Source organism: Streptomyces sp. NPDC058646, assembly GCF_042716875.1.
Classification (GTDB): Bacteria; Actinomycetota; Actinomycetes; order Streptomycetales; family Streptomycetaceae; genus Streptomyces.
In genome coordinates this window covers 1-26,513 of sequence record NZ_JBHXRK010000002.1, presented here as the reverse complement: position 1 = coordinate 26,513, position 26,513 = coordinate 1, and the positions used below count along the sequence as shown (strand labels likewise).

Here is a 26,513-nt window from a genome sequence, read left to right as displayed (position 1 = left end):
CCGCGCGATGTTACCCGCGAGTACGCAGCCTTGGCCAGAGCCAGACCGGGGGCGGCCGTGGCTCCCCGGTCCCTCGCCCACTATCGTTACCGGCCATGTGGCCAGGACAGCAGCAGCCGCCCGGGGGCGACAACCCCCAGGACGCGCAACAGAACCCGTACCAGCAGCAGGCGGGACAGCCGGGGCAGCCGAACCCGTACCAGCAGCAGCCGGGATTCGGCGAGCAGCAGCCCGGTTACGGGTACCCGCAGCAGCCGGGGTACCAGCAGCCCCCGACCGTTCCCGTCCAGTCCTGGAGCCAGCCCCAGGCGCCCCAGCCGCCCCAGGGCGGCGGCGGGAGCCCCTTCGCGACCCGGACCGTGGCCATCGTGGCGGCCTCGGCGGTCGTCGTGACGGCCGCCGCCACCGGCGCTTTCGTGCTGACCCGGGACGACAAGAAGAACGTCGAGGCGAACGACAAGCCCGCCGCCTCCTCCGCGCCTCCCTCCTCCGCGGCTCCCGCCCCGGCGGGCAGCGCCGCGAACCCGCGTGCCGGTGAGGACGTCAAGCCCGTGATCCCGGGCTGGAAGGTGGTCATCAACCCCAAGTACGGCACCGCCTTCGACGTGCCGCCGGAGTGGAACGTCGCCGGTTCGGGCGTCATCACCGGCTTCCATGACGAGACGAAGAACGACGGCAGCGCGCTCGTCAGCATGTCCGCACCGGCCTACTTCAAGGAGGACTGGTGCAAGTTCGACTCCGACAAGAACGGCAGCGAGGAGACCTACGGCCTGGCCGGCACCGGCACCAAGGGCGCCCAGGGCGCGAAGGACACGGGTGAGGCCTCGCGCAACGCGGCCGCCAGCTGGGTCGTCGGCGCATACGCGCAGAAGGCCCCGAAGGAGTCCGTCAAGGTCTCCGAGGCCAAGGAGTTCACCTCTTCCTCGGGCCTGACGGGGCACGTGGCCACCGCCACCGCCACCGGGCTGCCCAAGGAGAACAAGTGCTCCTCCGACGGCAGGTCCATGGCCTTCAGCTTCAAGACCACCAACGGTGACTTCTCCAGCTGGATCCTCCACAGCCGCACGGGTGTCCAGGGCGAAGTCACCCAGGAGACCTACGACAAGATCGTCAGCTCGGTCCGCCTCACCACCGGCTGACCTCCACGCAGCCTCCTCCCCGGGCCGGAAAACCCGTTTGGATCTCCGGCCCGGGCCGGAGATAGTCCGGGAGTGACTCCTCTCCCCGCCGCCCTGCCCCGTCCGCCCGCACCCCGCCGCCGGCCGGAATGGGCCGGCCGCAACTACGGTCTGCTGACGGGCGCGGCGGTCGTCACGAACCTCGGCAGCCACGGCGCCCTCATCGCGGCAGCCTTCGCCGTCCTGGAGTCCGGCGGGTCGGGCGGCGACGTCGGCCTGGTCGCCGCCGCCCGTACGCTCCCGCTCGTCGTCTTCCTCCTCATCGGCGGGGCCGTCGCCGACCGGCTGCCGCGCCACCGCGTGATGGTGGCGGCCAATGCCCTGAACTGCGTCTCGCAGGCGGCCTTCGCCCTGCTCGTCCTCACCGGCGACCCGCAGCTGTGGCAGATGATGCTGCTGACGGCGCTGTGCGGTACCGGTACCGCCTTCTTCAACCCGGCGGCCGAGGGCATGCTGCTGTCCACCGTCTCCGGCGAGCACGCCAACCGCGCCTTCGCCCTGTTCCGCATGGCGATGCACGGCGCGGGCATCGGCGGCGCGGCCCTCGGCGGGGCGATGATCGCCGCGATGGGCCCGGGCTGGGTGCTCGCCGTGGACGCGGCGGCCTTCGCGGTCGCGGGAGCCCTGCGCGCCTTCCTCGACGTCGGTCACATCGGCGAGCGGAGTGCGGGCGGCGGGCTGCTGGCCGATCTGCGCGAGGGCTGGGTGGAGTTCCGCACCCGCCCGTGGCTGTGGAGCATCGTGCTCCAGTTCTCCGTCGTGGTCGCCGTCGTCGGCGCCGCCGAGGCGGTCTACGGTCCCCTCGTCGCCCGCGACCGGCTGGGCGGGCCCGCGCCCTGGGGCATCGCCCTGGCCTTCTTCGGGGCCGGCACCATCGCCGGGGCCGTCCTGACGATGGTGTGGAAGCCCAGGCGGCTGCTGCTGGCCGGCACCCTGTGCGTGTTCCCGCTGGCACTGCCCTCCGCGGGCCTGGCGGTGCCGCTGCCCGTGTGGGGGCTGTGCGCGGTGATGTTCGTCAGCGGCGCCGCGATCGAGGTGTTCGGCGTGAACTGGATGACGACCATGCACCAGGAGATCCCCGAGGACAAGTTCTCCCGGGTCTCCGCCTACGACTGGTTCGGCTCGGTGTCCATGCTCCCGCTGGCCACCGCCCTGGCGGGCCCGGCCGAATCCGCCTTCGGCCGCGGACCGGCCCTGTGGGGCTGCGCGGCCCTGGTCGTCGTGGTCACCGCTCTGGTCCTGCTGGTCCCCGACGTCCGCCGGATGACGCGCAAGGCACCCCCGGCCAAGACGGACCCCGAGGAGGCCCTCCTCACCGCGACCGGACCCACCGGAGCAGAGCCCGCCGCAGCCGGGCCCGCCGGAGCCGACCCCACCCCGGCCGGACCCACCGGAACCGACGCCGCCGGAACCGACGCGCCCGGACCCCGCCCCGCGGCCGTATGAGGCCGTCCCCCGGGGGCCGGCCGACGGCCGAGCCCCGCCCCCTCACCCCAGGCTGAACGCACCCTGCGGCGGCGCCGGGGAGGGCGCGGCGTCCGCGTCGGCCACGGGCAGCGCGCCCCGCATGAACCGGGCCAGCGGCTCCCCGTGCTCCACCCGGGCGGCGAAGGCGTCGGCGGCGCACCGCCGGGCCAGCGCGGCCTGCTCCAGCGGGGCGTCGGAGGCCAGCAGGACCGCGTTACCGAAGCGGCGCCCGCGCAGCACCGAAGGCTCCGCGATCAGCGCGAGCTCTGCGAACACCTCGGCGAAGTTGGCCAGTTGGGAACGGAGGAAGCCGAAGGGCGCCCCGTCGGCCAGGTTCGCCGCGTACAGCCCGCCGGGCCGCAGGACCCGCGCCGCCTGGCGCGCGTACTCCACCGAGGTCAGCTGAGCGGGGACCCGTGAGCCGCCGAACACGTCGGCCACCACCACGTCCGCGCTCCGCGCGGGCGCCGCCTCCAGCCAGGCCCGGGCCTCGGCGGCGTGGACCGTGATCCCGGAATCTGCGGGCAGCGGCAGGCACTCCTCGACGAGTTCCACCAGGGCGGCGTCGAACTCGACGACCGTCTGACGGGAGCCGGGCCGGGTCGCCGCCGCGTAGCGCGGCAGGGTCAGCGCGCCGCCGCCCAGGTGCAGCAGGTCCAGCGCGCGCCCCGGCCCGGCCGCGCAGTCCAGGACGTGACCGAGGCGGCGGACGTACTCGAACTCCAGGTGCTCCGGCTCGTCGAGGTCCACGTACGACTGCGGAGCGCCGTCCACGGTCAGCAGCCAGGCGCGCTCCCGGTCCACGTCCGGCATCAGCTTGGCGGTGCCCTGGCCCACGTCCCGGATCACCGGGATCTGTTCGTCGCTCACCGCACCATTGTCGGGCCGTTCCCGGCCGGACCGGACGGCGGCGGCTGCCGGGCCCCTGTCAGCCGGACCAGACCGCGGCCGCCTCGGCGGCGTGCGCGGCGGCCTGCGCCAGGCCCGCCCGCGCGGCCGGATCCCGGCGGGCCGGATCCAGGACGTTGCGGCCGAAGGCCCTGCGGGCCTCCGCCGACGGCGTGATCACCAGCACCCGCGCCCCCGCCGCGCGCAGCCGTGCGGCCTGCGCGGCGGGTGAGGGGACGAGCCCGGAGCCGAGCGAGAGCGGCGCCAGGACGACCACGCGGGCGTAGCCGGCGGCCAGGTCGGCGTTGGTGGCGGAGCGGACGCCGCCGTCGATGAAGCGGCGCCCGCCGACCGTCACGGGCGGCCACACCCCGGGGACGGCGCAGCTCGCCGACACCGCGTCGACCAGCCCGGCCCCGCTCTCCCGGTCGAAGTCCGCGGGCTCGCCGGTGTGCGCGTCGACCGCGGTGACGACGAGCCGCCGCGCGGGCCACTGGTGCGAGACGAGCCGGGCCGCCAGCACCTCGCGCCGCTCCGCCTCCTCGGCGGTGCGGGCGGTCAGGGCCATGGCACCGACCCGCTGCCGGTAGGCCTTCGGGTCCCGCGAGCGGGCCATGGCGAGGGCGTAACGGGCGAGCAGGCCGGCCCCCAGCCTGGCCGCGCTCTCCCCGGCCGCGTCGCCGAGCTGACGCTCGTAGAGCTCCTGCGGGGTGAGCAGTCCGGAGGTCAGCTGGGCGCCGACCACCGATCCGGCCGAGGTGCCGACGACGAGGTCGGCGGCGGCGAGGTCGACGCCCGCCCGCGCGAGTCCGTACAGGATCCCGCACTCCCAGCCGATGCCGGTCAGCCCTCCGCCGCCCAGCACCAGTGCCGTCTCGCCGCTCATCCCGGCCCGCCCTCCGCGCTCGTCCGTGGTGACGGCAGTCTGACGCAGCCCGGCCGCCGCCACCACAGGGGGTCCCGGATCGGAGCCGGATCAGCCGAGCACGGTGGTCACCGTGCCCGCGCCGACGGTCCGGCCGCCCTCACGGATCGCGAAGCCGAGGCCGGCCTCCAGGGGGACGTCCCGGCCCAGCTCGACGGTCATGGTGACCGTCTCCCCCGGCCGGGCCACCCCGGCCTCCCCCAGGTCCACCTCCGCGACCACGTCGGCGGTCCGGATGTAGAACTGCGGGCGGTACCCGCTTGCGACTGGTGTCGTACGGCCGCCCTCGCGCCCGGAGAGCACGTACACCTGGGCGGTGAAGCGCCGCTTGGGCGTGACGCTCCCGGGCGCGGCGGCCACGTCCCCGCGGCGCACCTGGTGGCGCTGGACACCGCGCAGCAGGAGCGCCACGTTGTCCCCGGCCTCGGCGGACTCCATCGGCTTGCCGAAGGTCTCCAGTCCGGTGACGACCGCCGTCACGTCGGAGCCCTCGGCGCCGCCGTGCAGGGTCACGCGGTCGCCGAGGCGTACGCTGCCCCGCTCGACGGCGCCGGTCACGACGGTCCCGCGCCCGGTGATGGTCAGCACGTTCTCCACCGGCAGCAGGAACGGCGCGTCGGTGTAGCGCACCGGCATCGGCACGTAGGTGTCCACCGCGTCCAGCAGCGCCTCGACCGCCCCGGTCCACCGGGGGTCGCCCTCCAGCGCCCCGAGCCCGGAGACCCGTACGACGGGTGCGGCGTCCCCGCCGTAGCCGTGGGCGGTGAGCAGCTCGCGGACCTCCAGCTCGACGAGGTCGGCCAGCTCGGGGTCGGCGGCGTCGGCCTTGTTGAGGGCGACCACGACGTGGTCGACCCCCACCTGGCGGGCGAGGAGCACGTGCTCGGCCGTCTGCGGCATGACGCCGTCGAGTGCGGAGACGACGAGGATCGCCCCGTCGAGCTGCGCGGCGCCGGTGACCATGTTCTTGACGTAGTCCGCGTGACCGGGCATGTCCACGTGGGCGTAGTGCCGGGTGTCGGTCTCGTACTCGACGTGCGTGAGGTTGATGGTGATCCCGCGCCGGGCCTCCTCGGGGGCCCGGTCGATGCGGTCGAAGGGCACGAAGGAGGCGCCGCCGCGCTGGGCGAGGACCTTGGTGATGGCGGCGGTGAGGGTGGTCTTGCCGTGGTCGACGTGACCCATGGTGCCGATGTTGAGGTGCGGCTTGGTCCGCACGAAGGCCGTCTTGGCCATGATGATTTCCCGTAGCTCGAAGCCGGAACGGGACCCCTGAACCGACCGACCCTCCCCCTGCGGGGTCCGCCGGACGATCCGGGAAGGGTCAGCTTCGTGCGCCGTCGGCTGCGGCGAAGGCGGGTGCGCCTGCGAATGCCGTTGCGGCAGCCTTCGGCGCGTCCGCGACTGCGGACGGCGCTGCGGGGAAGGCGTACCGGGACATGTCCCCGATCCTGCCGGACCGTCCCTGACCCGTCGACCGAATTTCCGTTCGCGCGGCGCTTCTTGAGGCCGCAGCCGCGGGCGGTGGGGCCTGCGGGCGGGAAGTGACGCAGGTCACCCACGGCGGACCTGGGCGTCGCCGGGGGTTCTCCCGGGTGAGGCCTGGATTACGGCGCCGCTCCGCACCGGTCGGTTAGTCTCCCGGAATGCCCCTCCTCCTCGCGCCGCGCGTCCGGCTGTCGCTGCTCGTGGTGCTGCTCGCGGTCGCGGGGGTGGCCGTGCTGCTGTTCGAGCCCCAGCGCTACCTGTCGGAGGGCTGGCCCGTGGGCCTGCCGGTCGGTGCGGCGGTTCTGCTGTTCGCGGTCGCGTACGGGGTGTGCGCGGCGGCCTTCGTCCCGCGCCCCCTGCTGAACCTGGCGGCGGGCGCCGTCTTCGGGGTGCCGTTCGGGCTGGTGGCCGCGGTGGGCGGCTCGGTGCTGGGTGCGGGCATCACCTTCGGCCTGGGCCGGGTCATGGGCCAGGAGGCTCTGCGTCCGCTGCTGCGGGGCCGCTGGCTGGAGGCGGCCGACGGCCAGCTCAGCCGGCACGGCTTCCGGTCGATCCTCGCGCTGCGGCTCTTCCCCGGCGTGCCCTTCGTGGTGGGCAACTACTGCGCGGCGGTGTCGCGCTGCGGCTGGGCCCCTTTCCTCGTCGCCACCGGGCTGGGCGTGGTCCCGAACACCACCGCCTACGTGATCGCCGGAGCCAGCGCCTCCACCCCCGGGTCGCCCGCCTTCCTGATCTCCTTCGGCTTCATCGCGGTCTCCATGCTGGCCGGTGGAGCCGTCGCCTGGCGCAAGCGGCACCGCCTGACGCCGTCCCGAACACCCGTAGCGACGTACGAACTGGCGCCCCAGCACCCCCCTGTGGTCAGCGGCACCTCGCACGGGCCCTAGCATCGGACGCGAACTGCCCGACGATCACAAGGACGAGCGCACCCCGACATGAGCTGGTTCGAATCCCTAATCCTCGGTCTCGTCCAGGGGCTTACGGAGTTCCTCCCGATTTCCTCCAGCGCCCACCTGCGGCTGACCGCGGCGTTCGCCGGCTGGCACGATCCCGGAGCGGCCTTCACCGCCATCACGCAGATCGGCACCGAGGCGGCCGTGCTGATCTACTTCCGCAAGGACATCGCGCGGATCGTCTCCACCTGGTTCCGCTCGCTGTACACCAGGTCGCTGCGCTCCGAACAGGACGCGAAGATGGGCTGGCTGGTGATCGTCGGGTCGATCCCGATCGGTGTCCTCGGCCTCGTCTTCAAGGACGCGATCGTCGGCCCGGCCCGTGACCTGCGGCTGACGGCCACGACCCTCATCGTGATGGGCATCGTGCTCGGCATCGCCGACCGGCTGGCCGCGCGCGACGAGGAGGGCGGCCGCCACCGGGTGATCCGCAAGCGCAAGACGCTGGGCCAGCTGGGGGTCAAGGACGGCCTCATCTTCGGTCTGTGCCAGGCGATGGCGCTGATCCCGGGCGTCTCCCGGTCCGGCGCGACGATCTCCGGCGGTCTGCTGCTGGGCTTCACCCGCGAGGCGGCGGCGCGCTACTCCTTCCTCCTCGCCATCCCGGCCGTGCTGGCCTCGGGCGCGTTCGAGATCAAGGACGTGACCGAGAACCCGGGCCACATCTCCTGGGGCCCGACGATCTTCGCGACGGTCATCGCCTTCTTCGTGGGCTACGCCGTGATCGCGTGGTTCATGAAGTTCATCTCCACGAAGAGCTTCATGCCGTTCGTGATCTACCGGATCGTCCTGGGCATCGTGCTGTTCGTGCTGATCGGCACGGACGTGCTGAGCCCGCACGCGGGCGAGTCCGGCTCCTAGCGGAACCCCGCACCACCACTTCGCGTGAACCACAGGCCGTTCGGGAACGTTCCCGACCGGCCTGTGCGTCGTTGTGCCCGGAGAGACCTGAAAGAGAGCAGCAGGGGGTGTCCCGATGCGTCGAGTGGTGCTGGAGCGTTTTCCGGCCGGAAGTCCGAGGGGGAGCTGGCCCGCGGAGGAGTACGCGGCACAGCGGTTGCGGGAGGGTGTGCCGGCCGAGGTGGTGATGGACCTGGACAGCGACGCGTTCCTCGTCGTGGTCCGGCAGCGGGAGGCGCGCTCCGGCCGCTGACGGGCCCCGCCGCGGCTGTTTTCGGCGAGCCCCCGGGTCCGGCCCCTTGGCGTCTGCCCCGCGCAGCCCCACACTGACCCGATGACGCAGCGTGTGGATCTCGCGACCGTAATGGACCGGCTGGCCGTCGACGAGGTGGTCACGGGGTACGCGGTGGCCGTGGACGACGGGGACTGGGCGGCCTACCGGGCCCTGTTCACCGCCGGGGGCCGGGCCGACTACAGCTCGGCGGGCGGGATCGAGGGGCCGGCCGCGGAGGTGGCCGACTGGCTCGAGGAGACCATGAAGCTGTTCCCCGTGCGCCAGCACCTCGTCGTCAACCGGCTGATCCGGCTGGAGGACCTGGGCGGTTCCCCCGGCGACCGCGCCGAGGTGCAGGCGGACTTCCTCAATCCGATGCGGCTGGCCGGACCGGTGGAGACCCGACCGCAGGAAGCGGGGGCCGCCGGCGCCGCCGCCGCGGCCGGGGCCGCCCTCGCGGGGGCGCCCACCGCGCCGAACTTCGTCGCCGCCGGACGTTACGCCTTCCTCCTCGCGCGCACCGCCGAGGGCTGGCGGCTCACCCGGGTCACCGTCCACGAGAAGTGGCGCCACGTCTCGGTGTGACCGGGCCCGCCCGGGCCGACACTGCCACACTGGATGCGGAGGCGCGCCATGGTCCCGGTTCGCAACGGATGGTCCCCGCGGGGGCGTCCGGCGGCCGCCCTCGTCTGCGGGGCGCTGCCCGCCCTCGCCTTCCCCGCGCCCGCCCTCTGGTGGTTCGCCTACGTGGCCCTCGTCCCCTGGATGCTGCTGCTGAGGTCGGCCGTCACGGGGCGGGGCGCAGCCCTGGAGGGCTGGCTCGGCGGCGCCGCGTTCATCGTGGCCGTCCACCACTGGCTGCTGCCCAGTCTGCACGTGTTCCTGGTGCCGGTGGCCGCGCTGCTCGGCCTGCTCTGGATCCCCTGGGCCCTGTTGGTACGGGAGTTGCTCGGCGGGGTCCCGGCGGCGGGGCGGGCGGGGGCCGCGCTGCTCCTCGTGCCGGCGGGCTGGCTGCTGACGGAGCTGGTCAGGTCCTGGCAGGGGCTGGGCGGGCCCTGGGGGCTGCTGGGCGCCAGCCAGTGGCAGGTGCCGCCCGCGCTGCGGCTGGCCTCGCTGGGAGGCGTGTGGCTCGTGAGCCTGATGGTGGTCGCGGTGAACTGCGCGCTGGTGCTGCTGCTCGCGGTGCCGCGGGCACGGGTGCCCGCCGTGGCCGGGGTGACGGGCTGTGCGGTGCTGACCGCGGTCGTGTGGCTGTGGGTGCCGCGGCCGGAGCAGGCGGGCGGGCTGCGCGTGGCCGTCGTACAGCCGGGTCCGGTGGCCGGCGAGGACAGCGTGGAGCGCCGGTTCGATGCCGGGGAACGGCTGACGCGGACCCTCGCGGCCTCCGGGACCGGGACGGTGGACCTGGTGGTGTGGGGTGAGAGCAGCGTCGGCGCGGACCTGGCCGCGCGGCCCGATCTGGCGCGGCGGCTGGCCGCGCTCTCGGCGGAGGTGGGGGCCCCGCTGCTGGTGAACGTCGACGCGCGCCGGTCGGACCGGCCGGGGATCTACAAGAGCGCGGTGCTCGTCGGACCGCTGGGTCCGGTGGGCGAGCGCTACGACAAGATGCGGCTCGTCCCCTTCGGGGAGTACGTGCCGGCCCGCGGCCTGCTCGGCTGGGCCACCTCCGTCGGCAAGGCGGCCGGCGAGGACCGGATGCGCGGCGCCGCGCCCGTGGTCATGGGCCTGCCCGGGGGTGTCCGCGTCGGCCCGCTGGTGTGCTTCGAGTCGGCCTTCCCCGACATGAGCCGGAACCTGGCCCTCCGGGGGGCCGGGCTGCTCGTCACCCAGTCGGCGACCTCCACCTTCCAGGACAGCTGGGCACCCGCGCAGCACGCCTCGCTGGCCGCCCTCCGGGCCGCCGAGAGCGGCCGCCCGATGGTGCACGCCACCCTCACGGGCATCACTGCGGTGCACGGCGCCTCCGGCGATCGGATCGGCCCCGCCCTGCCCACGTCGGCGAGCACCGCGGCCGTGTACGAGGTTCCGCTCGCCCGCGGCACGACCCCGTACGTCCGCCTCGGCGACTGGGCGGTGGCCGCGGCCCTGGCGGCCCTGGCCGTCTACTGCGCGGTGGAAGGCACCCGCACGCTCAGGAGGCCTGGTCCAGCGCGGAGCGCACCACCCGCTCGCACAGTTCGTGGGTCAGCAGGGCGTCCCGGGCGCTGAGGGTCTTCCCGGTCCCGACGGCCTCCAGGAAGACGTCCACGACCTGCTCGATGCCGCGCTGGCGGGCGACGGGCACCCAGTCCCCGCGCCGGCGCACGGTCGGCTGGCCCTTGTGGTCGATGACCTCCGCGAGGTTGACCACCTGCCGTTTGGTGTCCTGGCCGGAGACCTCCAGGATCTCCTCGGTGGAACCGGACAGCCGGTTCATGATGCCGAGCGCGGTGAAGCCCGCGCCGGACATCTGGAGCACCACCTGGTGCATCAGCCCCTCGCGCACCACGGCGCGGACGTCGATGTGGTCGGCCTCCCCCGGCAGCAGGAACCGCAGGGTGTCGACGACGTGGATGAAGTCGTCGAGCACCAGCGTGCGCGGGTCCTCCGGCAGGCCGACCCGGTTCTTCTGCATGACGATCAGTTCGCGCGGGTGGTCGGCGCACTGCGCGTAGCCGGGCGCGTGGCGGCGGTTGAAGCCGACGGCCAGCGACACCCCGCGCTCCTCGGCCAGTTTCACCAGCCGCCGGGAGGCCGCCAACTCGTAGGCGAGCGGCTTGTCCACGTACGTCGGTACGCCGGCCTCCAGCAGCCGCGTGACGATCTCGGGGTGGGCGGTGGTCGGTGCGTGCACGAAGGCGGCGTCCAGGCCTTCGGCGAGCAGCGCGTCGAGTTCGGTGTGGCGGCGCGCGGCCGGGATGTGGTGGAACGCGCCGACGCGCTCCAGTGTGGCGGGGGTCCGGGTCTGCAGGTGCAGCTCGATTTCCGGGCGGGTGGTGAGGACGGGCAGGTACGCCTTCTGCGCGATGTCGCCGAGTCCGATGCAGCCGACCTTCACCGGGAGCCTCCTGGTGCGTTGCTCGTACGTTCCTTGTGGGACGCCAGCAGCTTAATCCCTGGTGGGAGCGGGCCCGGTTCGCCGAGGATGGGACCCATGACCAGTTCTGGATCACATCGCACCGAACCCTCCACCACCGCCGGCGAGCAGGAGATGCTGGAGGGCTGGCTCGACTACCACCGTGCCACCCTCGCCTGGAAGTGCGAGGGGCTCGACGACGAACAGCTGCGCCGCGCCCCCATCGCCCCCTCCGAACTCAGCCTGCTGGGCCTCGTACGGCACATGGCGGAGGTGGAACGGTACTGGTTCCGGGAGATCATGGCGGGCGAGGACCTCCCCGAGCTGTACTGCACGAGCGAGGACCCGGACGGCGACTTCCACTTCAGTGATACGGCCGGCTGGGCCCGGGCCGAGCAGGTGTGGCAGACCGAGATCGAGCTGGCCCGGCAGGCCGTCAAGGGCCACTCGCCGGACCTCCTGTCGGACTCAGCGAGCCACCACCGCGGCGAAGTGTTCAGTCTGCGCTGGGTGTACCACCACATGATCGAGGAGTACGCGCGCCACAACGGCCACGCGGACCTGCTGCGTGAGCAGATCGACGGCGCGACGGGCGAGTAAGGGGTCCCGGCGGAGGGCGGCCGGGTGTCCGCGGCGATCCGCCGGACACCCTCCTGCACGTCACCCGTGCGGGGTGAATATCGACTGCGGGTTTTCCCAACGGGGTGCTCGCACAGCAGAGTTGCGCGGGTGCATCCAACCCGAACCACGACAACGCTGCTGCTCGGAGTCGCCTGTGCCGTCTCGGCCGTCTCCGGTTGTGTGAATGTGAGCCCCGGCCCCAGGCACCCGGCGGCCGTCCCCTCCTCCGGCACGCCCCCGCGGTACGAGCCGCGCGGCGGACCGGGGAGCCTCCCGGTGGTCGTGCAGGCGCCCGCCCTGGAGGCGCTGGAGGCGGCGCCGGAGCGGGCCGCCCGGCCGGCGCCCTCCGCCCCGGCCCCCGCCGCCCGGATCTCCGGGCACACCCCGCGCGGGGCCGCCCGGTCCGCCGAGCCCGCCCCGCCGCCGCCTCCCCGGCCCGCGGCCGAGCCGGCGCGGTCCGCGGGCCGTGAGGCGGCGGGGCATTCGGACGGCCGGCCCCGCCGCCCCCGGGGGGACGCGGAGGTGCCGCGCGAACTGATCCGGGAGCTGCCCGTACGCCCCTCCGACGTGTGCGCGCTGGGCCGGCGGCACGGCCGGTGGCACCCGGACAGCCCGGAGGCGCGGATCTGCGCGGGCGTCCGCGACGGCTGATCCGGCTCCCGGGCTGCGCACTCCGCCCGGCCCGGGGAGCTGTCGGCCTTACGGGGACTGCTCGGGGAACGGCCGGGGCCCTTCCCCCGGCTCCGTGGCGAGGCGCCGCTCCAGCCGGGCGATGGCGGCCCGCACGCCGTTCCCGTACCCGTCGTCGGAGAGGGCTCCGGCGGCGGCCCGGGCGCGCGCCAGGTGCACCCGGGCGGCCTCGGGCCGCCGGAGTTTGGCGTAGTCCGCGGCCAGGCTGAGGTGCAGGGACGGGTAGAACACCCGCATCGCCAGGTGCGGCGCGGGCTCCGCGCAGGGGGTGTCCCGGATCCCGTCGGCGGCGGTCAGGGCCCGCAGGTCCCAGGCCAGTTCGTCGGCGGGATCGTCCTGGGCGTCGGCCATGTAGTGCGCGAGCGTGCACCGGTGCAGGGCGTCGCCCTCCTCGCCGATCTCGGACCAGATCTCGCCGAGCCGGTTGCGGGCCTCCTCGCGGTCCCCGGCGTGCAGCAGGATGACCGCCTGGCCGATCCTGGTCATGAGGGCGTCCTCCGACGCCTCCTGCTCCGTCAAGGCGGCCTCCGGCTGGCTCTGCCGGACCTGCTCCGGTCCGATCATCAAGAAGTTAGCCGGAGGCACCGGCAATGGCGCCGAGGCGCGGTGGGGCGTCAGCCGAGGTCGGGGATCCGCCAGTCGATCGGCTCATGCCCCTGCGCTGCGACGGCCTCGTTGATCTGGGTGAAGGGCCGGGACCCGAAGAACTTCTTGGCCGACAGCGGGGAGGGGTGGGCGCCCTTGACGACGACGTGCCGCTCCTCGTCGATCAGCGGCAGCTTCTTCTGGGCGTAGGCGCCCCAGAGGACGAAGACGGCCGGGTCGGGGCGGTCGGACACCGCGCGGATCACCGCGTCGGTGAACTTCTCCCAGCCCTTGCCCTTGTGCGAGTTGGGCTCGGCCTCGCGGACGGTGAGGACCGCGTTGAGCAGGAGGACGCCCTGGCGGGCCCACGGCATCAGGTACCCGTTGTCCGGGACGGGGAGGCCGAGCTCCTCCTTCATCTCCTTGTAGATGTTGCGCAAGGAGGGCGGGGTCTTCACCCCGGGCCGCACCGAGAAGCACAGGCCGTGCCCCTGGCCGGCGCCGTGGTAGGGGTCCTGGCCGAGGACCAGCACCTTCACCCGGTCGAAGGGCGTGGCGTCGAGGGCCGCGAAGACCTCCTCGCGGGGCGGGTAGACCGGCCCGTTCGCCCGTTCCTTCTCGACGAACTCGGTGAGTTCCCTGAAGTAGGGCTGGTCCAGCTCCCCGCCGAGGACGGGGAGCCAGGACTCGGGCAGCATCTGGGTCACGGCGACAACCTCCGGTACAAGTTCGTGCAACTGCTCCGAACCTACCGGGGACCACTGACAGGGGCGCGGGCCGGGCCGCTCCGCGGGGCGCCCGGCGGGCGACGGCTACCAGCTGGTCTTGCGGTACAGCTCCCACATCTGCATGGCGGTCTGCGGGTCCAGCGCCCGCTCGGCGCCGGCGATGTCCTCGCGCGCGGCGACGTACAGCTTGCCCTGCCACAGCGGCAGCAGGCGGACGTCCTGGGCGAAGGTCTGCTGGGCCTGCTCGAACTCCCGGACACCGGCCGACCGGTCGCTCTCGCGACGGGTCTTGGGCAGCAGTTCGTTGAGGATGTTGGTGGGCTCGTACGGGGTGCCGACCGCGTTCTCCTTGCCGACGAACGGTGCGATGAAGTTGTCCGGGTCCGGGAAGTCGGGGAACCAGCCGCGGCCGAAGACCGGGTACTCGCCGCTCTTGTAGCCCTCCTGGAAGGCCTTCCAGGGCTGGCTGCGCAGGGTGATCTTGAACAGGCCGCTCTCGTCCAGCTGGCGCTTCAGCTCGGTGAACTCGTCGGCGGTGGAGGAGCCGTAGCGGTCGGTGGTGTACCAGAAGGTCAGCTCCACCGGCTGGTTGATCCCGGCGTCCTTGAGGATCTTGGCGGCCTTCTTGACGTCGGCGTGGCCGTACTGGTCGTAGTACGGCGTCTTGTGGCCGACGACCCCCTTGGGGACCATGGAGTAGAGCGGCTCGGCGGTGCCCTGGTAGACCTTGGAGACGAGCGCACCGCGGTCGACGATCTGGGCGATCGCCTGGCGGACCGGGAGCTTGTTGACCGCCGGGTCCTTCGGGTTGAAGACCAGGTAGCGGATCTCGGCGCCGACGTTCTCGACGACCTGGACGCCCTGCGTGTGCGACTCGGGGCTCTGGAGGTCCCTGATCTCCGGGGCGGAGAGGCCTCGGTAGGTGGCGTCGATCTCCTTGGCCTTGAGCGCGGAGACCATCTTCGTGGATTCGGTGAAGTAGCGGATCGTCACGCCGTTGTTGCGGGGGTTGGCGAAGCCCGTGTAGCCGTCGTTCCGGCTGAGGACCGACTCGGCCCCTTCCTTGTACGAGTCGAGGACGTACGGGCCGGAGCCGGTGACCTTGCTGTCCTCGCGCACCTTGTCCGCGGGGTAGTCCTTGGGTGCGACCAGGGAGGCGGCGGGCGATCCGAGGACGTAGGGGAAGGTGGCGTCGGGGGTCTTCAGGTGGAAGACGACCGTCTGCGCGTCCGGCGCCTCGATCTTGTCCAGGCTGCCGAAGAGGTCCTTCGGGCCGACCTTGGAGCCGATGGTCCTGATCCGGTCCAGGGAGTGCTTCACGGCCTTGGAGTCGAGCGGCTCCCCGTTGGAGAACTTCAGGCCCTTGCGGAGGGTGCACCGGTACGCCTGGTTCGCGGCGTCCGTGAATTCGCAGCTCTGGGCGGCGTCCGGCTGGGGCTTGGTGGAGCCCGTGGGGAAGGCCAGCAGGGTCTGGTAGACGTTCCGGTACAGCTCCCAGGAGCCGTCCCACGCCGCCGCCGGATCGAGGGTGCTCGGCGCGCTCGTGGTGCCCACGACGATCCGCTTGGTGTCGTCGTCGCCGTCCCCCGAGAGCAGGCCGCATCCGGCGAGCAGGGATATGGACGCAAGGGCCGCAGTGATCTGCAGGCATCTGGTCCGGTTGAACACGTGCACGCTCCTCGATCAGCCAGGGGTGCGGCAGACCCTACCGCAGTGCCCCACGAATCCAATGCGATGGTTTCGTGGGGCACTTGACCGGTTCCGTGCATATTCGTGATGCATTTGCCTCAGTTTTGCAAGGAAATGCGTCCGATTATCGGTCAGTGCACTCCGGCATTGAGGAACATTCCCCCGTCGACGACGAGAGTTTGCCCGGTGATCCATTCCGCTTGCGCGGAGGTGAGGAACGCGGCGGCTCCGCCGATGTCCTCCGGGACCCCGAGCCGGCCGAGCGGATAGGCGGCCGCGGCCTCCTCCTCCCGGCCCTCGTAGAGCGCCTGCGCGAACTTCGTCTTGACCACGGCCGGGGCGATGGCGTTGACCCGGACCCCGGGGGCCATCTCGTGGGCGAGCTGCAGGGTCAGGTTGACCATGGCGGCCTTGCTGATCCCGTACGCGCCGATGAACGGAGAGGCGGAGACCCCGGCGATGGACGCGATGTTCACGATCGCGCCGCCGTTCTCCTTCTGCCAGGCGTGCCAGGTCCGCTGGGCGAATCCGAGTGCGGAGACCACGTTCGTCTCGAAGACCTTGCGCGCCACATTCAGGTCCAGGTCCGCAATCGGGCCGAAGACCGGGTTGGTGCCCGCGTTGTTCACGAGGAAGTCGACCCGGCCGAAGGCCTCCATCGCGCGTTCCACGGCGACGGCCTGGTGGGCCTCGTCGTGCGCCTTCCCGGCCACCCCGATCACCCGGTCCGCGCCGAGGCTCTCGACGGCCTCCTTGAGGGTCTCCTCGTTGCGCCCGGTGATGCAGACCCGGTCGCCGCGGGCGACCAGCGCCTCGGCGATCCCGTAGCCGATGCCCCGGCTCGCCCCGGTGATCAGTGCGACCTTGCCGCTGTCGATGCCGTTGTACGTCATGCCGTACGCCCTGTCTCTCGTGAGCCGGTCAGTTGAGGGGGCCGCCGGCCACGTACATGACCTGGCCGGAGACGAAGCCCGCGGCATCGCCCGTGAAGAAGGCGATGGCGTTGGCGATGTCGTCCGGGCGGCCGACGCGCTGGACGGGGATCTGGGTGGCGGCGGCTGCCTGGAAGTCCTCGAAGCCCATGCCGACGCGGGCGGCCGTCTGGGCGGTCATCTCGGTGGCGATGAAGCCGGGGGCGACGGCGTTGGCGGTGACGCCGAACTTGCCGAGCTCGATGGCCAGGGTCTTGGTGAAGCCCTGCAGTCCCGCCTTGGCGGCGGAGTAGTTGGCCTGGCCGCGGTTGCCGAGCGCCGAGCTGCTGGAGAGGTTCACGATGCGGCCGAACGAGGCCTCCACCATGTACTTCTGACAGGCCTTCGCCATCAGGAAGGCGCCGCGCAGGTGCACGTTCATGACCGTGTCCCAGTCGGTCTCGCTCATCTTGAACAGCAGGTTGTCGCGGAGCACGCCCGCGTTGTTGACCAGGATGGTCGGAGCGCCCAGCTCGCTCGCGACGCGTGCGACGGCCGCCTCCACCTGCGCCCCGTCGGAGACGTCGCAGCCGACCGCCAGGGCCTTGCCGCCGGCCGCCGTGATCGCCTCCACGGTGTCCTTGCAGGCGGCCTCGTCGAGGTCGAGTACGGCGACCGCGCGGCCCTCGGCGGCCAGGCGCACGGCGGTGGCCGCGCCGATGCCCCGGGCCGCCCCGGTCACGATCGCGACGCGCTGCTCGGTGGTGGACATGCTGGATCTCCTCGCCCTTGAGAGACGGTCGCCCAAAGGTGAGCAACCGCTTAGTAGCTTCAGCTGAGGAGACGCTAGGAGCCCTGGCACCCGGTGTCAACGGTGACCGTCCGGCGCCGCACCGCCCTGTCAGCGGACGAGCAGGTCCAGCAGCCGTTCGACCTCCGCCGCCGGGTCGGCGGTCAGGCCGGTGTGCACGGGGCCCGGCTGGACCACCGTGCTGCGCGGGGCGATCAGCCAGCGGAACCGGCGGCCCGCGTCGTCGCCCGCCGCCTGGCCCGCCTGCTCTCCGCCGCCGCACACGCCCTCGACCCCGCGCAGGGCGGCCCGTACCCCGGCCACGTCGGCCCCGGGGTCCAGGGCGAGGAGCTTGGCCTCGTCGAGGTGGATGCGGGCGGCGACGTAGGAATGCGCCCGGCAGTAGACGATCACGCCCGCGTTGAAACACTCCCCGCGTTCCATCCGGGGCACCACGCGCACCAGCGCGTACTCGAACACGTCCCGCTTGATCACTCGCTGTCGCTCTTCTTCCGGTGGGGCTGGGGGGCGAGGCGGTCGGCGAGCCAGCCGGGCGGTCCGGAGTTCGGCCTCACCTCGGCCTCCGTCGAGATCCTCTCGTGGATCGTGGCCGCGCGCGGCAGCAGCACGTCCACGTAGGCCCGGCGCAGCGCGTCGGTGGAGTCGAAGCCGGGTTCGTCGACGAGCCATTCGTCGGGGACGTCGGCCGTCACCTCGGTGAGCAGCTCCTCGGTGACCAGCGGCGCGAGCGCGGCGGCCGCGGCTTCGACGTCCGGCCCCACGGGGGCGAGGACGTGGTCGGAGGCGTTGTACGGCTTGGCGGCCGCGGCCGCGGCGGTGGGCCAGTTGTGGTGCCAGATCATGGTGGCGCCGTGGTCGATCAGCCAGACGTCCCCGTGCCAGACCAGCATGTTGGGGTTGCGCCACGACCGGTCGACATTGTTGATCAGGGCGTCGAACCAGACGACGCGCCCCGCCTCGACGGGGTCCACCCGGTACGCGAGCGGGTCGAAGCCGATCGAGCCGGGCAGGTAGTCCATGCCGAGATTGAGCCCGCCGCTGGCCTTCAGCAGCTCCTGGACCTCCTGGTCGGGCTCGCCGAGCCCGATGACGGGGTCGAGCTGCATCTGCACCAGCCGCGGCACCCGCAGGCCCAGCCGCTGGGCCAGGCGGCCGCAGATGACCTCGGCGACGAGGGTCTTGCGGCCCTGGCCGGCTCCGGTGAACTTCATGACGTAGGTACCGAGGTCGTCGGCCTCGACGATCCCCGGGAGCGAGCCGCCCTCACGCAGGGGCGTGACGTAGCGGGTCGCGATCACTTCTGTGAGCATTTTCCCAGGCTATCCGGCAAACCCGCTCCACGATCCAAGGTTTTCCCGGAGCCCCCTGCCATACGGTCAGCGCGCGGCGGTCCACTGTTCGAGGAGGGCTCCGGCCGTCGTGATGGTGGCCACCAGGGCCAGGGAGTTGCGGATCACCTCGGCGGTGCAGGCGGCGGGCACCCCGGCGATGGCGTCGGCCGGGACGACGACCTGGTAGCCGAGGTTCACGGCGTCGAAGACGGTGTTCGGGACGGCGATGTTGGAGGAGACCCCGGTGACGACGAGGGTGCGGACGCCGAGGTTGCGCAGCAGGGCGTCCAGGTCGGTGCCGGCCATCGGGGACAGGCCGTGCAGCCTGCGGACGACCAGGTCCGTCTCCGCCACCGTGATGGGGGCGGCGACCTCCACCGCCCGGCTCCCGGTCAGCTGCCGCACGGGCAGCCTGCCCGCTGCCCGGAACAGGCGGGCGTTGGTGCTGGCCCCGAGCCCGTCCGGCCGCCGCTCCGCGACCGCGTGCAGCACCTGTACGCCGGCCCCGCGAGCGGCGTCGGCCAGGGCGGCGATCCGGCCGAGGGTCCCGGAGTCCCGCGCCTCCCTGGCGAGCTCCGGGAGCGCGCTCTCCTCGCCGACGACGCCGTTCTGGCACTCGACGGTGAGCAGCGCGGTGGTGGCGGGATCGAGATCCGGCATGGCTCCCCCTGGCGTGGCGACGGAAGAGCCCCCATGATTCCTGACACACAGTCAGATGTGAAGGGGTGCAGGGCCGATGGACGACACACGCGTGGACCGTACGGGGCCGGCGGACGGGGGGACACCGGCGGTTCGGGGGCAGCGGCGCGGTCGGCGGATCATGATGACCCGCGCCGAGGTCGACGTCTTCCTGCGCGAACAGAGGACCTGCCGGGTGGCGACCGTCTCACCGGACGGGCGGCCGCACGTGGGCGCGCTCTGGTTCGCCTGGGACGGCGTCTCGCTGTGGCTGTACTCGATCACGCGCAGCCGCCGCTGGTCCGACCTGTGCAGGGACCCGCGGATCTCGGTGGTCGTGGACTCGGGCGAGTCCTACGACGAGCTGCGCGGGGTGGAACTGTCCGGCACCGCCGTCTTCGTCGGCGAGGCCCCCCGCACCGGCGAGCCCTGCCCGGAACTGGCGGAGCCCGAACGGCTCTTCCCCGTCAAGAACTTCGGCATCGCGGAGATGCCGCACGACGGACGGCACGCCTGGATCCGTCTCACGCCGGATGCGATCGTCTCCTGGGACTTCCGCAAGCTCTGACCGGCAGGGCCTTTGGTCCGTTCAGGGGCGCTGCCCAGGTGTCGGGGAGGAGGTGGCACAGATGGCGAGGACAGTGGCCCGGACGTCGTTGGAAAAGCCACCCCCGGCGCCCCCGGGCGGCCCAACCCTACGAAGGGCTCGACCATCCCGTCCCAGGAACGTGAGGCCGGCGAAGGTGCTCAGTCACACCCGTGTGACTGAGCGCGCCAGTTGGCCCTTGAGCGTGTTACTTGGCCTCCGAGGACGATGGATGGCCCGCTGGGTAGCTTCTCGGTCACTGCGATCAGGCTTTGGGGACCGGGGAACTACGCTGGCACCCCTTCTGACCGCCGAGGGAGTATCGTGCCGCCGTCCTTTGTCCACCGCATCACCAAGTACGACCCTGCCGACCGCGACGAGCGTGGGCACTACACCGGTGCCGAGGACACGGACAGCGATCACGGTCCGGTGGAAGCGGCGTACCTGGCGGCGATCGCAGCCTTCGCGGAGGCCTCGGGCATCGACCGGCTGGAGATCCGTGAGCCCTCGGTGACCGGCTTCGTCCACCTCGGCGTGGAGCCGCCCGTGGGACACGGCCTGAGCGGGCTCTTCCCTCCCGACCTCACCGGCTTTCACGACGGGGCCGAGGTCTCCCTTCCCGTGGCTCTGGAACTGGTCCGGGCGATGCTCCGAGAACAGGGCGCCGGGTGTCGGCTGGGGGCGGGGGACGTGTTCACCGTGCACGTCGGATGGGACCAGTACGTGTACGTGGGCAGCGACCGGCCCTGCACGGAAGCCGTGGCCCGTACACGGAAGCTCGGCCTCTTCCCGGAACCGCTGGCAGCCTCGCCCTACGCGGCGGAACTTGAGGAACGGGAAGTGACGGAGGCCGCCGGCGAGGACTTCTGGGCGCGCGTCCACATGCAGCTGGCCTCACGGCCGACGGTGCTCTTGGAGGAGACCTACGTCGGCAACGCCGCACGCTGGCACCGCCTCACGCCGGAGAACCTCGACGCGGTGCGCGCCGGTCTCGGGCCACGAGCTCTGCTGACCGTCTGGCCCGACCTGACCCCAGACGTCGGCGCGGTCCTCGCCGCGCTGCCCGAGGAGGACTCCGTGGAGTTCGTCTGGGAGGCGCAGGACGGGATGATCAGACACGCGATCCTCGACGACACCGAGTACCAGCAGCTCGCCGCCCTGGTGGCCGACGCGCGCGCGGCCTGCGCCCTGCCCCGGTACCTCGACGAACGCCACCCGCTGCTCCGCGCCGCCCTGCCCGACAGCGACGGCGTGCTGCGAGCCCGGTGGTGACCCGGTTCCACACCGGGTGGCCAGCTGCTGCTGTGCATTGAAGTTGTCCTATCGGGCCAGGTGTCGGGCTCAGTCACAGGAATGTGACTGATTCCCAATGATTCTTGTCAACCCCGCGAGCCGTAAGGTGCGGCCCATGGAATCGTTGATCGCTGCCGTCCGTGAGCAGGGCGAAGCTGCCCGTTTTCTCGCTTGGCCGGGTGACTTCGACCTCGACCGAGGTGACCATGTCGAAGAAGTCCACCTTGCCTCGGGCGCCGCGCTCGAGGGTTTCGCCGGCGACGGCGCCGGGGGCACGTACTTCTTCTGCGGTGAAGGGGGCGAGGATCGTCCCATCCTCTATGCCGACTCCGAAGGAGGTGCGGCTCTGGTTGCGATCGGCCTGCCCGAGCTCCTGCGGCTGCTGCTGGTCGCCCCGTGGTGGCGCGACTGCGAGGCGTTCACGGACGAGGAGAGTCGCGAGCTCGCGGCCGAGTACCTGGATGACATGCCGGATCTCGTGGCCCGGAGAGACCGTGCCGCGGCAGCTCTGGGCCTCGACCTGCCGGCCCAGGCAGATGTCTTGGCCCGGTTGCGGGAGGTAGCTGTTCGGATGGGAGAGGATTTCGTCCTCATCTTCACGCCGGAGGGCCACCCCTACGAGCCTCTCATCAGAAACTGAGACGCACCGCAACAGCAAGTAGCCACCGTCCCAGGCAACAGGGATCAGCCCACGGCGAGACCGCGCTGAGGTGGTAGGACGTCGAAGGTTCGCTGGTCGCGGATGAGGGCCCAGAGAACGTCGAGGCGGCGGCGGGCGAGGGCGAGGATCGCCTGCTTGTGGTTCTTGCCCTCGGCTCGTTTGCGGTCGTAGAAAGTCCTCGAGGTGGGGCAGAAGCGGGCAGCGATCTGGGCGGAGAGGTAGAAGACGCGTAGGAGTCGGCGGTGGTAGCGGTGGGGTCGGCGCATGTTGCCGCTGATGCGACCGGAGTCCCGTGGGACCGGTGCGAGGCCGGCGACCCCGGCAAGCCGGCCCGCACTGCCGAAGGCGTCCATGTCACCGCCGGTGCAGGCGATGAACTCGGCCCCGAGCAACGGGCCCATGCCCGGCATGCTGAGGACAACTTCCGCGTGACGGTGCTCTCCGAAACGAGCCGCGATCTTCGCGTCGATGTCAGCGATCTCGTCGTCCAGAGCCAGCACCGCCCTGGCCAGGGTGTTCACCACGGTTGCGGCTGTGTTCTCCCCGGCCACGGAGGTGTGCTGGGCCTGTGCCGCAGCGACTGCCGCCTCGGCCATCGCCTGGGCGGCACGGACTTTGCGGTTCTTCAGCCAGGTCGCGAGCCGGCTCGGGCCGATCCGGCGCAGGCCGGCCGGGGTCTGGTAGCCGGTCAGGAGGATGAGTGCGGCTTTGGAGGCGGCGTAGTCGAAGGACCGCTCCAGCGCCGGGAAGTACTCCAGGAGCTGGGCTCGCAGCCGGTTGATGGCGCGGGTGCGGTCGGCGGCGAGGTCGTAGCGGCGGGCGGTGAGGATTTTCAAGTCCACCGCGATCTCGTCCCACTCCTGCAAGGGCTGCAGGTCCCGGCGCATCCGTGCCTGGTCGGCGATGACGTAGGCGTCCTTCGCATCGGTCTTGCCGTCGCCTCGGTAGCCACGGGAGGCGTGGTGGACGGTTCGGCCAGGGATATAGAGGAGCCGCTGGTCGTGGTTGGCCAGGAGAGCGATGAGCAGAGCCCCGCCGCCGGCGTTCAGGTCGACGGCCCAGGTCACCGGGCTGCCCTCGGCGAGTGCGAGGACATCGCCTATCAGCTCCAGGAGCTCGGGCTCGTTGTTGGGCACCCGGCGCGAGAGCACCTTCGTCCCGTCCGTGTCGATCACCGTGCAGTGATGCGCGGCCTTGCCGGCATCTGTCCCCGCCCAGAGCTCGGGCACCCGAGCCTCCCTCGTCGTCCGGTTGACTGGTCCCTGCAGACGACCACGCCGACGTGTCCTTACGAAGCGATCTCTGTTCGCTTATCCCAATGAGTGGCCGTGTCGTCGCGGGGCACTGGGCGGCCAATCAGTCAAAGCCACAACCACGGCATGAGCGCTGTAAAGCCACACCCAGGCCCCTGGGTCTCCCGATCGTACGAAGGACCGGAATGAACCCGCCAACACGGTAAGGAAGGACCGGAATGAACCCGCCAACACGGTAAGGAGCGCCGTAGGTGGCCCCGGGTCGGCGGGATGCCCCGCACGAGCGGTTCCGGACCGAGGCTGTCGTGCGTGTTCGCGCCCGAGATGCCGAGCGGGAGCGGCAGTCCGTTCCGGTCGGTGATCAAGTGGATTTTCGATCCCGGCTTGCCACGGCCGGTCGGATCCGGTCCCGTCAGAGGCCCCCCTTTGCAGCCCGCAGGCTGACCGCATCGATCGCGCACCGCGACCGGTCCAGTTCCCCACAGGCGCCGAGTTCATCGAGGACGACGCGGTGGAGCCGGGCCCGGACCCGGGCCCGGCTCCACCGGCGAATCGTCGGTGGACGGTCTGCCGCCGGCCGCCACCCTGTGGACGTACGACCTCCGTCGGCGGTACCACCCGCCGAAACAGCACCCACAACTCGTCCGGCGACGAGGATCCGGCGAGCCAAAGTCCGCGCCTCGCCCCAGGTGGCATCTGCTGCCAGTGCGTCGGGCCACAGGCCGACGTGACCACGGCCTTCCGCCTCGCCGACGAGCCGACCGATAGCCTGGAGGTCCTGCAGGGCTTCCGGTTCGAGCCATCCCCGGTCAGCCATGCCCTTAGCCAGGTGGAGGCCGAACTCGACCTCCCTGGCGACGGCTACGGTCTTCACCCCGTGCTCGCGGGCCCAGACCAGCTGATCCGAAGCGTCAGCAGCCAGGAAGGCCAGCATCGGTGCTATCCAGCGCTCCCAGTAGTCGCCATCGAAACATGCGAACAGCGTCGCACGAACCACATCTGCACCTACCGCAGCCCACCAGCTGGGCACGTTGATCTGCACCTGCGTGGGCACACCGCCGATTAATCCGGCACCCCCCACCTTGGGATGAAACATTGGGAGAAAACGCCCTCTCAGGCGGTGAAGGCCGCCCGCTGCAGGGCCTCGACGGCGGCCCGGACGGAGGGCCGCCGGTCGGCGTCCGCCCGCCAGACGGCGTACACGTGGCGGCGTACGGATTCGCAGACGGGCAGGAGCCGGACCCCGTCCGGCACCGGCCCGCGCCCCAGCCTCGGCGTCACGCACACCCCGAGCCCGGCCTCCACGAAGGCCAGCTGGGTGTGGTGCTCCTCGGCGATGTGGGCGATCCGCGGCTCGATCCCCGTGCCGCGCAGGGTGTAGACGAGCCACTCGTGGCAGAACTGGCCCTCGTTCCAGGAGATCCAGTCGTCGCCGCCGAACTCGGCGAGGGAGATCTCGCTGCGGCCGGCCAGCCGGTGGCCGGCCGGGACCGCGATGTCGACGGAGTCGTCCAGGAGGTGCGTACGGGTGAGTTCGGCCGGCACCGGCATCCGCTTGTTGTGCCAGTCGATCGCCAGGGCCAGGTCGAGGTCCCCGCGCACGACGGCGGCCATGCTCACCTGCGGCTCCTGCTCCCGCACCAGGGCCCGCAGCTCCGGATGGTCGGCGCGCAGGGCGGCCAGGGCCTTCGGCAGCAGTCCGCGCATGGCGGTCGGGAAGGCGCCGATCCGCAGCTCGCCGACGGCGCACCCCCGCTGGGCCTCGACGTCGGCCTGGGCGAGTTCGACCTGGGAGATGATGCGGGCCGCGTGGTCGGCGAGCAGGCGGCCCGCGTCCGTCAGCCGGATCCCGCGCCCGTGCCGGGCGACGAGCGGCTGGCCGACCTCGCGTTCCAGCTTGGCCATCTGCTGGGACACCGCGGAGGTGGTGACGTGGAGCCCGTCGGCCGCGCCGCTGACGGAGCCGTGGCGGGCGAGGGCGTCCAGGGTACGCAGGCGCTCCAGGTTCAACATGTAAGCGATGCTACGCCGTCACCCCTACGAAGTCTCACTTGCCCTACGAAGTGGAGTCGATCACTGTAGGAGGCATGAGCGCACCCAGCACGCCCCGGCCGACCCTCCCGACCAGCACCGCACCCTCCGGCCCGGCCTCCCGCACGACGGGCCGGCCGTCCCTCCGCCGGGGCCGCTGCCTGGACTGGCGCGTCCGCTTCGCGGTCCTCTCGGTGATCTGGGGCTTCAGCTTCCTGCTGATCAAAGTGGGTACGGAGGCGTACGCTCCCTTCCAGGTGGCGCTGGGCCGGGTCCTGTTCGGGGCGCTCGCCCTGCTCGGCGTGCTGCTGGTACGCCGCGAACCGCTCCCCCGGGGGCTGCGCACCTGGGGCCACCTCACGGTGGCGGCGCTCCTGCTGAACTCCCTGCCCTTCTCCCTCTTCGCCTACGCGGAGCTGAGCATCCCCTCGAGCCTGGCCGGCATCTGCAACGCCACCTCCCCGCTGTGGGGCATGGTCCTGTCGATGGTCGCCCTCTCGGAGGACCGCCCGACGCGCCGCCGGTTCGCGGGACTGGGTCTGGGCTTCCTCGGCGTACTGATCGTCCTCGGTGCCTGGCAGGGCTTCTCCGGGGTCGACCCCAAGGGCACGGCGCTCGCCCTGCTGGCCGCCCTCTGCTACCCCATCGGCTGGATCTACGTCCGCCGCACGCTGGCGGCCACGCCCGGCTCGCCGGTGGCGCTGACCGGGGCCCAGCTCCTGGTCTCCACGCTCCAGCTCGCCCTCGTCAGCGCCCTGTTCACCTCGGCCCCGGCCTCGTTCCCGCTCTGGCCCACGCTGTCGGTCGTCGCGCTGGGCGCCCTCGGCACGGGCATGGCCCTGCAGATGCAGTACGGCCTGGTGACGGAGGTCGGGCCGACCACCGCACAGATGGTCACCTACTTCATCCCGGTCATCGCCACCGCGGCGGGCGTCCTGGTCCTCGGCGAACAGCTGCACTGGAACACGCCGGTCGGCGCGGCCGTCATCCTGGCGGGCGCCGCGCTCACCCAGACCCGCCTCACCCGGACCCGCACCGGCCGGACCCGTACCGGCCGACGCAGCCCCGCCTGACGCCTGCTATCTTCCGGGCGATCATCCACTTGGGGGGCATCACATGGACATCGGCATCTTCTTGCTGACTCTGGGCCTGGCCGGCGCCGTACCCGGCGGCTGGCTCGCTCTGAACGTGCGGGGCTCGGCCGCCTCACTGGCCCGCTGGGGCAACCGCAACGCGGAGATGCGGATGCAGGCCCGCGGCGAACTCGGCCCGCCGCAGCGGCAGCTCTCGGCCGGCCTGTACCGGTTCCTCGGCACGGCGATGGCCCTGGCCGGTTCCGTCCTCGCCCTGGCGGGCCTGGCAGCACTCACCTGACGGCGGGGCGGGGCTGCGGGGCACCCGCGGCCCCCCCCCCCCCCCCCCCCCCCGAACCGGGGGCCCCCCCCCCCCCCCCCCCCCCCCCCCCCCCCGGCCCCCCCCCCCCCCCCGCCCCCCGCCCCCCCCCCGAACCCGCAGAC

Annotated in this window: 28 protein-coding genes and 1 pseudogene; 14 read left to right on the top strand and 15 right to left on the bottom strand. The window is 72.3% G+C overall.

All coding sequences use genetic code 11. From position 1 onward, the window contains the following. Positions 1-95 precede the first annotated feature (95 nt). Together ACFWUZ_RS03625 and ACFWUZ_RS03620 are read left to right on the top strand one after the other, a co-directional pair. Positions 96-1,139: a hypothetical protein gene (locus tag ACFWUZ_RS03625; protein ID WP_384366429.1), complete on the top strand. Its 1,044-nt coding sequence runs from the start codon at positions 96-98 to the stop codon at positions 1,137-1,139. 72 nt (positions 1,140-1,211) lie between these two features. Further along, entirely contained in the window at positions 1,212-2,624 is a 1,413-nt protein-coding gene (locus tag ACFWUZ_RS03620; RefSeq protein ID WP_384366426.1) for an MFS transporter, read from the top strand. 42 nt (positions 2,625-2,666) lie between these two features. Here the strand turns inward: ACFWUZ_RS03620 and ACFWUZ_RS03615 are convergent, their stop codons facing one another. From ACFWUZ_RS03615 to tuf, 3 genes are all read right to left on the bottom strand, one after another. Continuing rightward, positions 2,667-3,458 carry a spermidine synthase gene (locus ACFWUZ_RS03615; protein WP_384367241.1) on the bottom strand — a complete coding sequence of 264 codons (792 nt, stop codon included), beginning with the start codon at positions 3,456-3,458 and terminating at the stop codon, positions 2,667-2,669. A 115-nt stretch (positions 3,459-3,573) separates the two neighbouring features. Further along, on the bottom strand, positions 3,574-4,419 hold the full coding sequence (locus ACFWUZ_RS03610; RefSeq protein WP_384366423.1) for a patatin-like phospholipase family protein: 846 nt from the start codon (positions 4,417-4,419) through the stop codon (positions 3,574-3,576). A gap of 90 nt (positions 4,420-4,509) precedes the next feature. Then, positions 4,510-5,694, bottom strand: coding sequence for an elongation factor Tu (gene tuf / locus ACFWUZ_RS03605; RefSeq protein ID WP_384366420.1), 1,185 nt, complete (start codon positions 5,692-5,694; stop codon positions 4,510-4,512). A gap of 410 nt (positions 5,695-6,104) precedes the next feature. Here tuf and ACFWUZ_RS03600 point away from each other — a divergent pair, with 410 nt between their 5' ends. The 5 genes from ACFWUZ_RS03600 (at position 6,105) to lnt (ending at position 10,281) form a co-directional block, all read left to right on the top strand. Continuing rightward, positions 6,105-6,833: a TVP38/TMEM64 family protein gene (locus ACFWUZ_RS03600; RefSeq protein WP_384366417.1), complete on the top strand. Its 729-nt coding sequence runs from the start codon at positions 6,105-6,107 to the stop codon at positions 6,831-6,833. Positions 6,834-6,881: 48 nt separating this feature from the next. After that, positions 6,882-7,760, top strand: a complete 879-nt coding sequence (locus tag ACFWUZ_RS03595; protein ID WP_384366414.1) for an undecaprenyl-diphosphate phosphatase — start codon at positions 6,882-6,884, stop codon at positions 7,758-7,760. Between the two features lie 115 nt (positions 7,761-7,875). Further along, positions 7,876-8,052, top strand: a complete 177-nt coding sequence (locus ACFWUZ_RS03590; protein WP_384366411.1) for a hypothetical protein — start codon at positions 7,876-7,878, stop codon at positions 8,050-8,052. A gap of 81 nt (positions 8,053-8,133) precedes the next feature. Continuing rightward, positions 8,134-8,658, top strand: coding sequence for a nuclear transport factor 2 family protein (locus tag ACFWUZ_RS03585; protein WP_384366408.1), 525 nt, complete (start codon positions 8,134-8,136; stop codon positions 8,656-8,658). Positions 8,659-8,706: 48 nt separating this feature from the next. Further along, positions 8,707-10,281, top strand: a complete 1,575-nt coding sequence (lnt, locus tag ACFWUZ_RS03580; RefSeq protein WP_384366405.1) for an apolipoprotein N-acyltransferase — start codon at positions 8,707-8,709, stop codon at positions 10,279-10,281. Here lnt and ACFWUZ_RS03575 read toward each other — a convergent pair. Beyond that, a complete protein-coding gene (locus ACFWUZ_RS03575; RefSeq protein ID WP_384366402.1) occupies positions 10,205-11,110 on the bottom strand; it encodes a Gfo/Idh/MocA family protein in 906 nt (301 codons plus the stop codon). The genes lnt and ACFWUZ_RS03575 overlap by 77 nt on opposite strands. 96 nt (positions 11,111-11,206) lie before the next feature. Between ACFWUZ_RS03575 and ACFWUZ_RS03570 the strand changes: the two genes are divergently transcribed. Both ACFWUZ_RS03570 and ACFWUZ_RS03565 read left to right on the top strand, forming a co-directional pair. Next, positions 11,207-11,728, top strand: a complete 522-nt coding sequence (locus tag ACFWUZ_RS03570) for a DinB family protein (protein ID WP_384366399.1) — start codon at positions 11,207-11,209, stop codon at positions 11,726-11,728. A gap of 297 nt (positions 11,729-12,025) precedes the next feature. Continuing rightward, positions 12,026-12,400: a hypothetical protein gene (locus ACFWUZ_RS03565; RefSeq protein ID WP_384366396.1), complete on the top strand. Its 375-nt coding sequence runs from the start codon at positions 12,026-12,028 to the stop codon at positions 12,398-12,400. 48 nt (positions 12,401-12,448) lie between these two features. Here the strand turns inward: ACFWUZ_RS03565 and ACFWUZ_RS03560 are convergent, their stop codons facing one another. The 8 genes from ACFWUZ_RS03560 to ACFWUZ_RS03525 all read right to left on the bottom strand — a co-directional run bounded on the left by ACFWUZ_RS03560 (position 12,449) and on the right by ACFWUZ_RS03525 (position 19,154). After that, positions 12,449-12,958, bottom strand: a complete 510-nt coding sequence (locus ACFWUZ_RS03560) for a hypothetical protein (RefSeq protein WP_384367238.1) — start codon at positions 12,956-12,958, stop codon at positions 12,449-12,451. A gap of 95 nt (positions 12,959-13,053) precedes the next feature. After that, positions 13,054-13,722 (bottom strand): uracil-DNA glycosylase, encoded by a 669-nt coding sequence (locus ACFWUZ_RS03555; RefSeq protein WP_384367235.1) that lies wholly within the window; start codon positions 13,720-13,722, stop codon positions 13,054-13,056. A gap of 114 nt (positions 13,723-13,836) precedes the next feature. Further along, positions 13,837-15,420, bottom strand: a complete 1,584-nt coding sequence (locus tag ACFWUZ_RS03550; RefSeq protein ID WP_384366393.1) for an ABC transporter substrate-binding protein — start codon at positions 15,418-15,420, stop codon at positions 13,837-13,839. Positions 15,421-15,572: 152 nt separating this feature from the next. Then, the gene (locus ACFWUZ_RS03545) at positions 15,573-16,334 is read right to left on the bottom strand and encodes an SDR family oxidoreductase (RefSeq protein WP_384366390.1); all 762 of its coding nucleotides are present in this window, start codon (positions 16,332-16,334) and stop codon (positions 15,573-15,575) included. 28 nt (positions 16,335-16,362) lie between these two features. Beyond that, positions 16,363-17,124, bottom strand: a complete 762-nt coding sequence (fabG, locus tag ACFWUZ_RS03540; protein ID WP_384366387.1) for a 3-oxoacyl-ACP reductase FabG — start codon at positions 17,122-17,124, stop codon at positions 16,363-16,365. Positions 17,125-17,253: 129 nt separating this feature from the next. Beyond that, positions 17,254-17,637: a DUF3037 domain-containing protein gene (locus tag ACFWUZ_RS03535; protein WP_384366384.1), complete on the bottom strand. Its 384-nt coding sequence runs from the start codon at positions 17,635-17,637 to the stop codon at positions 17,254-17,256. Further along, positions 17,634-18,473, bottom strand: coding sequence for a HipA family kinase (locus ACFWUZ_RS03530; protein ID WP_384366381.1), 840 nt, complete (start codon positions 18,471-18,473; stop codon positions 17,634-17,636). Before ACFWUZ_RS03530 ends, ACFWUZ_RS03535 begins: the two co-directional genes overlap by 4 nt. A gap of 66 nt (positions 18,474-18,539) precedes the next feature. Next, positions 18,540-19,154, bottom strand: a complete 615-nt coding sequence (locus ACFWUZ_RS03525) for a cysteine hydrolase (protein ID WP_384366378.1) — start codon at positions 19,152-19,154, stop codon at positions 18,540-18,542. Positions 19,155-19,314: 160 nt separating this feature from the next. Between ACFWUZ_RS03525 and ACFWUZ_RS03520 the strand changes: the two genes are divergently transcribed. The 3 genes from ACFWUZ_RS03520 (at position 19,315) to ACFWUZ_RS03510 (ending at position 21,691) form a co-directional block, all read left to right on the top strand. Continuing rightward, positions 19,315-19,740: a pyridoxamine 5'-phosphate oxidase family protein gene (locus ACFWUZ_RS03520; protein ID WP_384367232.1), complete on the top strand. Its 426-nt coding sequence runs from the start codon at positions 19,315-19,317 to the stop codon at positions 19,738-19,740. Between the two features lie 342 nt (positions 19,741-20,082). Then, positions 20,083-21,030, top strand: a complete 948-nt coding sequence (locus tag ACFWUZ_RS03515; RefSeq protein WP_384366376.1) for an RNA-binding protein — start codon at positions 20,083-20,085, stop codon at positions 21,028-21,030. 136 nt (positions 21,031-21,166) lie between these two features. Further along, positions 21,167-21,691 (top strand): hypothetical protein, encoded by a 525-nt coding sequence (locus tag ACFWUZ_RS03510; protein ID WP_384366373.1) that lies wholly within the window; start codon positions 21,167-21,169, stop codon positions 21,689-21,691. Positions 21,692-21,735: 44 nt separating this feature from the next. On the opposite strand, the gene ACFWUZ_RS03505 is transcribed toward ACFWUZ_RS03510, so the two are convergent. From ACFWUZ_RS03505 to ACFWUZ_RS03495, 3 genes and pseudogenes are all read right to left on the bottom strand, one after another. Further along, positions 21,736-22,941: an IS110 family transposase gene (locus ACFWUZ_RS03505; protein WP_384366371.1), complete on the bottom strand. Its 1,206-nt coding sequence runs from the start codon at positions 22,939-22,941 to the stop codon at positions 21,736-21,738. Positions 22,942-23,222: 281 nt separating this feature from the next. Further along, positions 23,223-23,661 (bottom strand): annotated as a pseudogene (locus tag ACFWUZ_RS03500) (transposase); the annotation flags it as partial. 417 nt (positions 23,662-24,078) lie between these two features. Further along, complete coding sequence (locus ACFWUZ_RS03495) at positions 24,079-24,978, bottom strand: LysR substrate-binding domain-containing protein (RefSeq protein ID WP_384366368.1); 900 nt, start codon at positions 24,976-24,978, stop codon at positions 24,079-24,081. 74 nt (positions 24,979-25,052) lie between these two features. Between ACFWUZ_RS03495 and ACFWUZ_RS03490 the strand changes: the two genes are divergently transcribed. Beyond that, positions 25,053-26,069 (top strand): DMT family transporter, encoded by a 1,017-nt coding sequence (locus ACFWUZ_RS03490; RefSeq protein ID WP_384366365.1) that lies wholly within the window; start codon positions 25,053-25,055, stop codon positions 26,067-26,069. 43 nt (positions 26,070-26,112) lie between these two features. Beyond that, complete coding sequence (locus ACFWUZ_RS03485) at positions 26,113-26,370, top strand: hypothetical protein (RefSeq protein WP_384366362.1); 258 nt, start codon at positions 26,113-26,115, stop codon at positions 26,368-26,370. Positions 26,371-26,513: the final 143 nt, after the last annotated feature.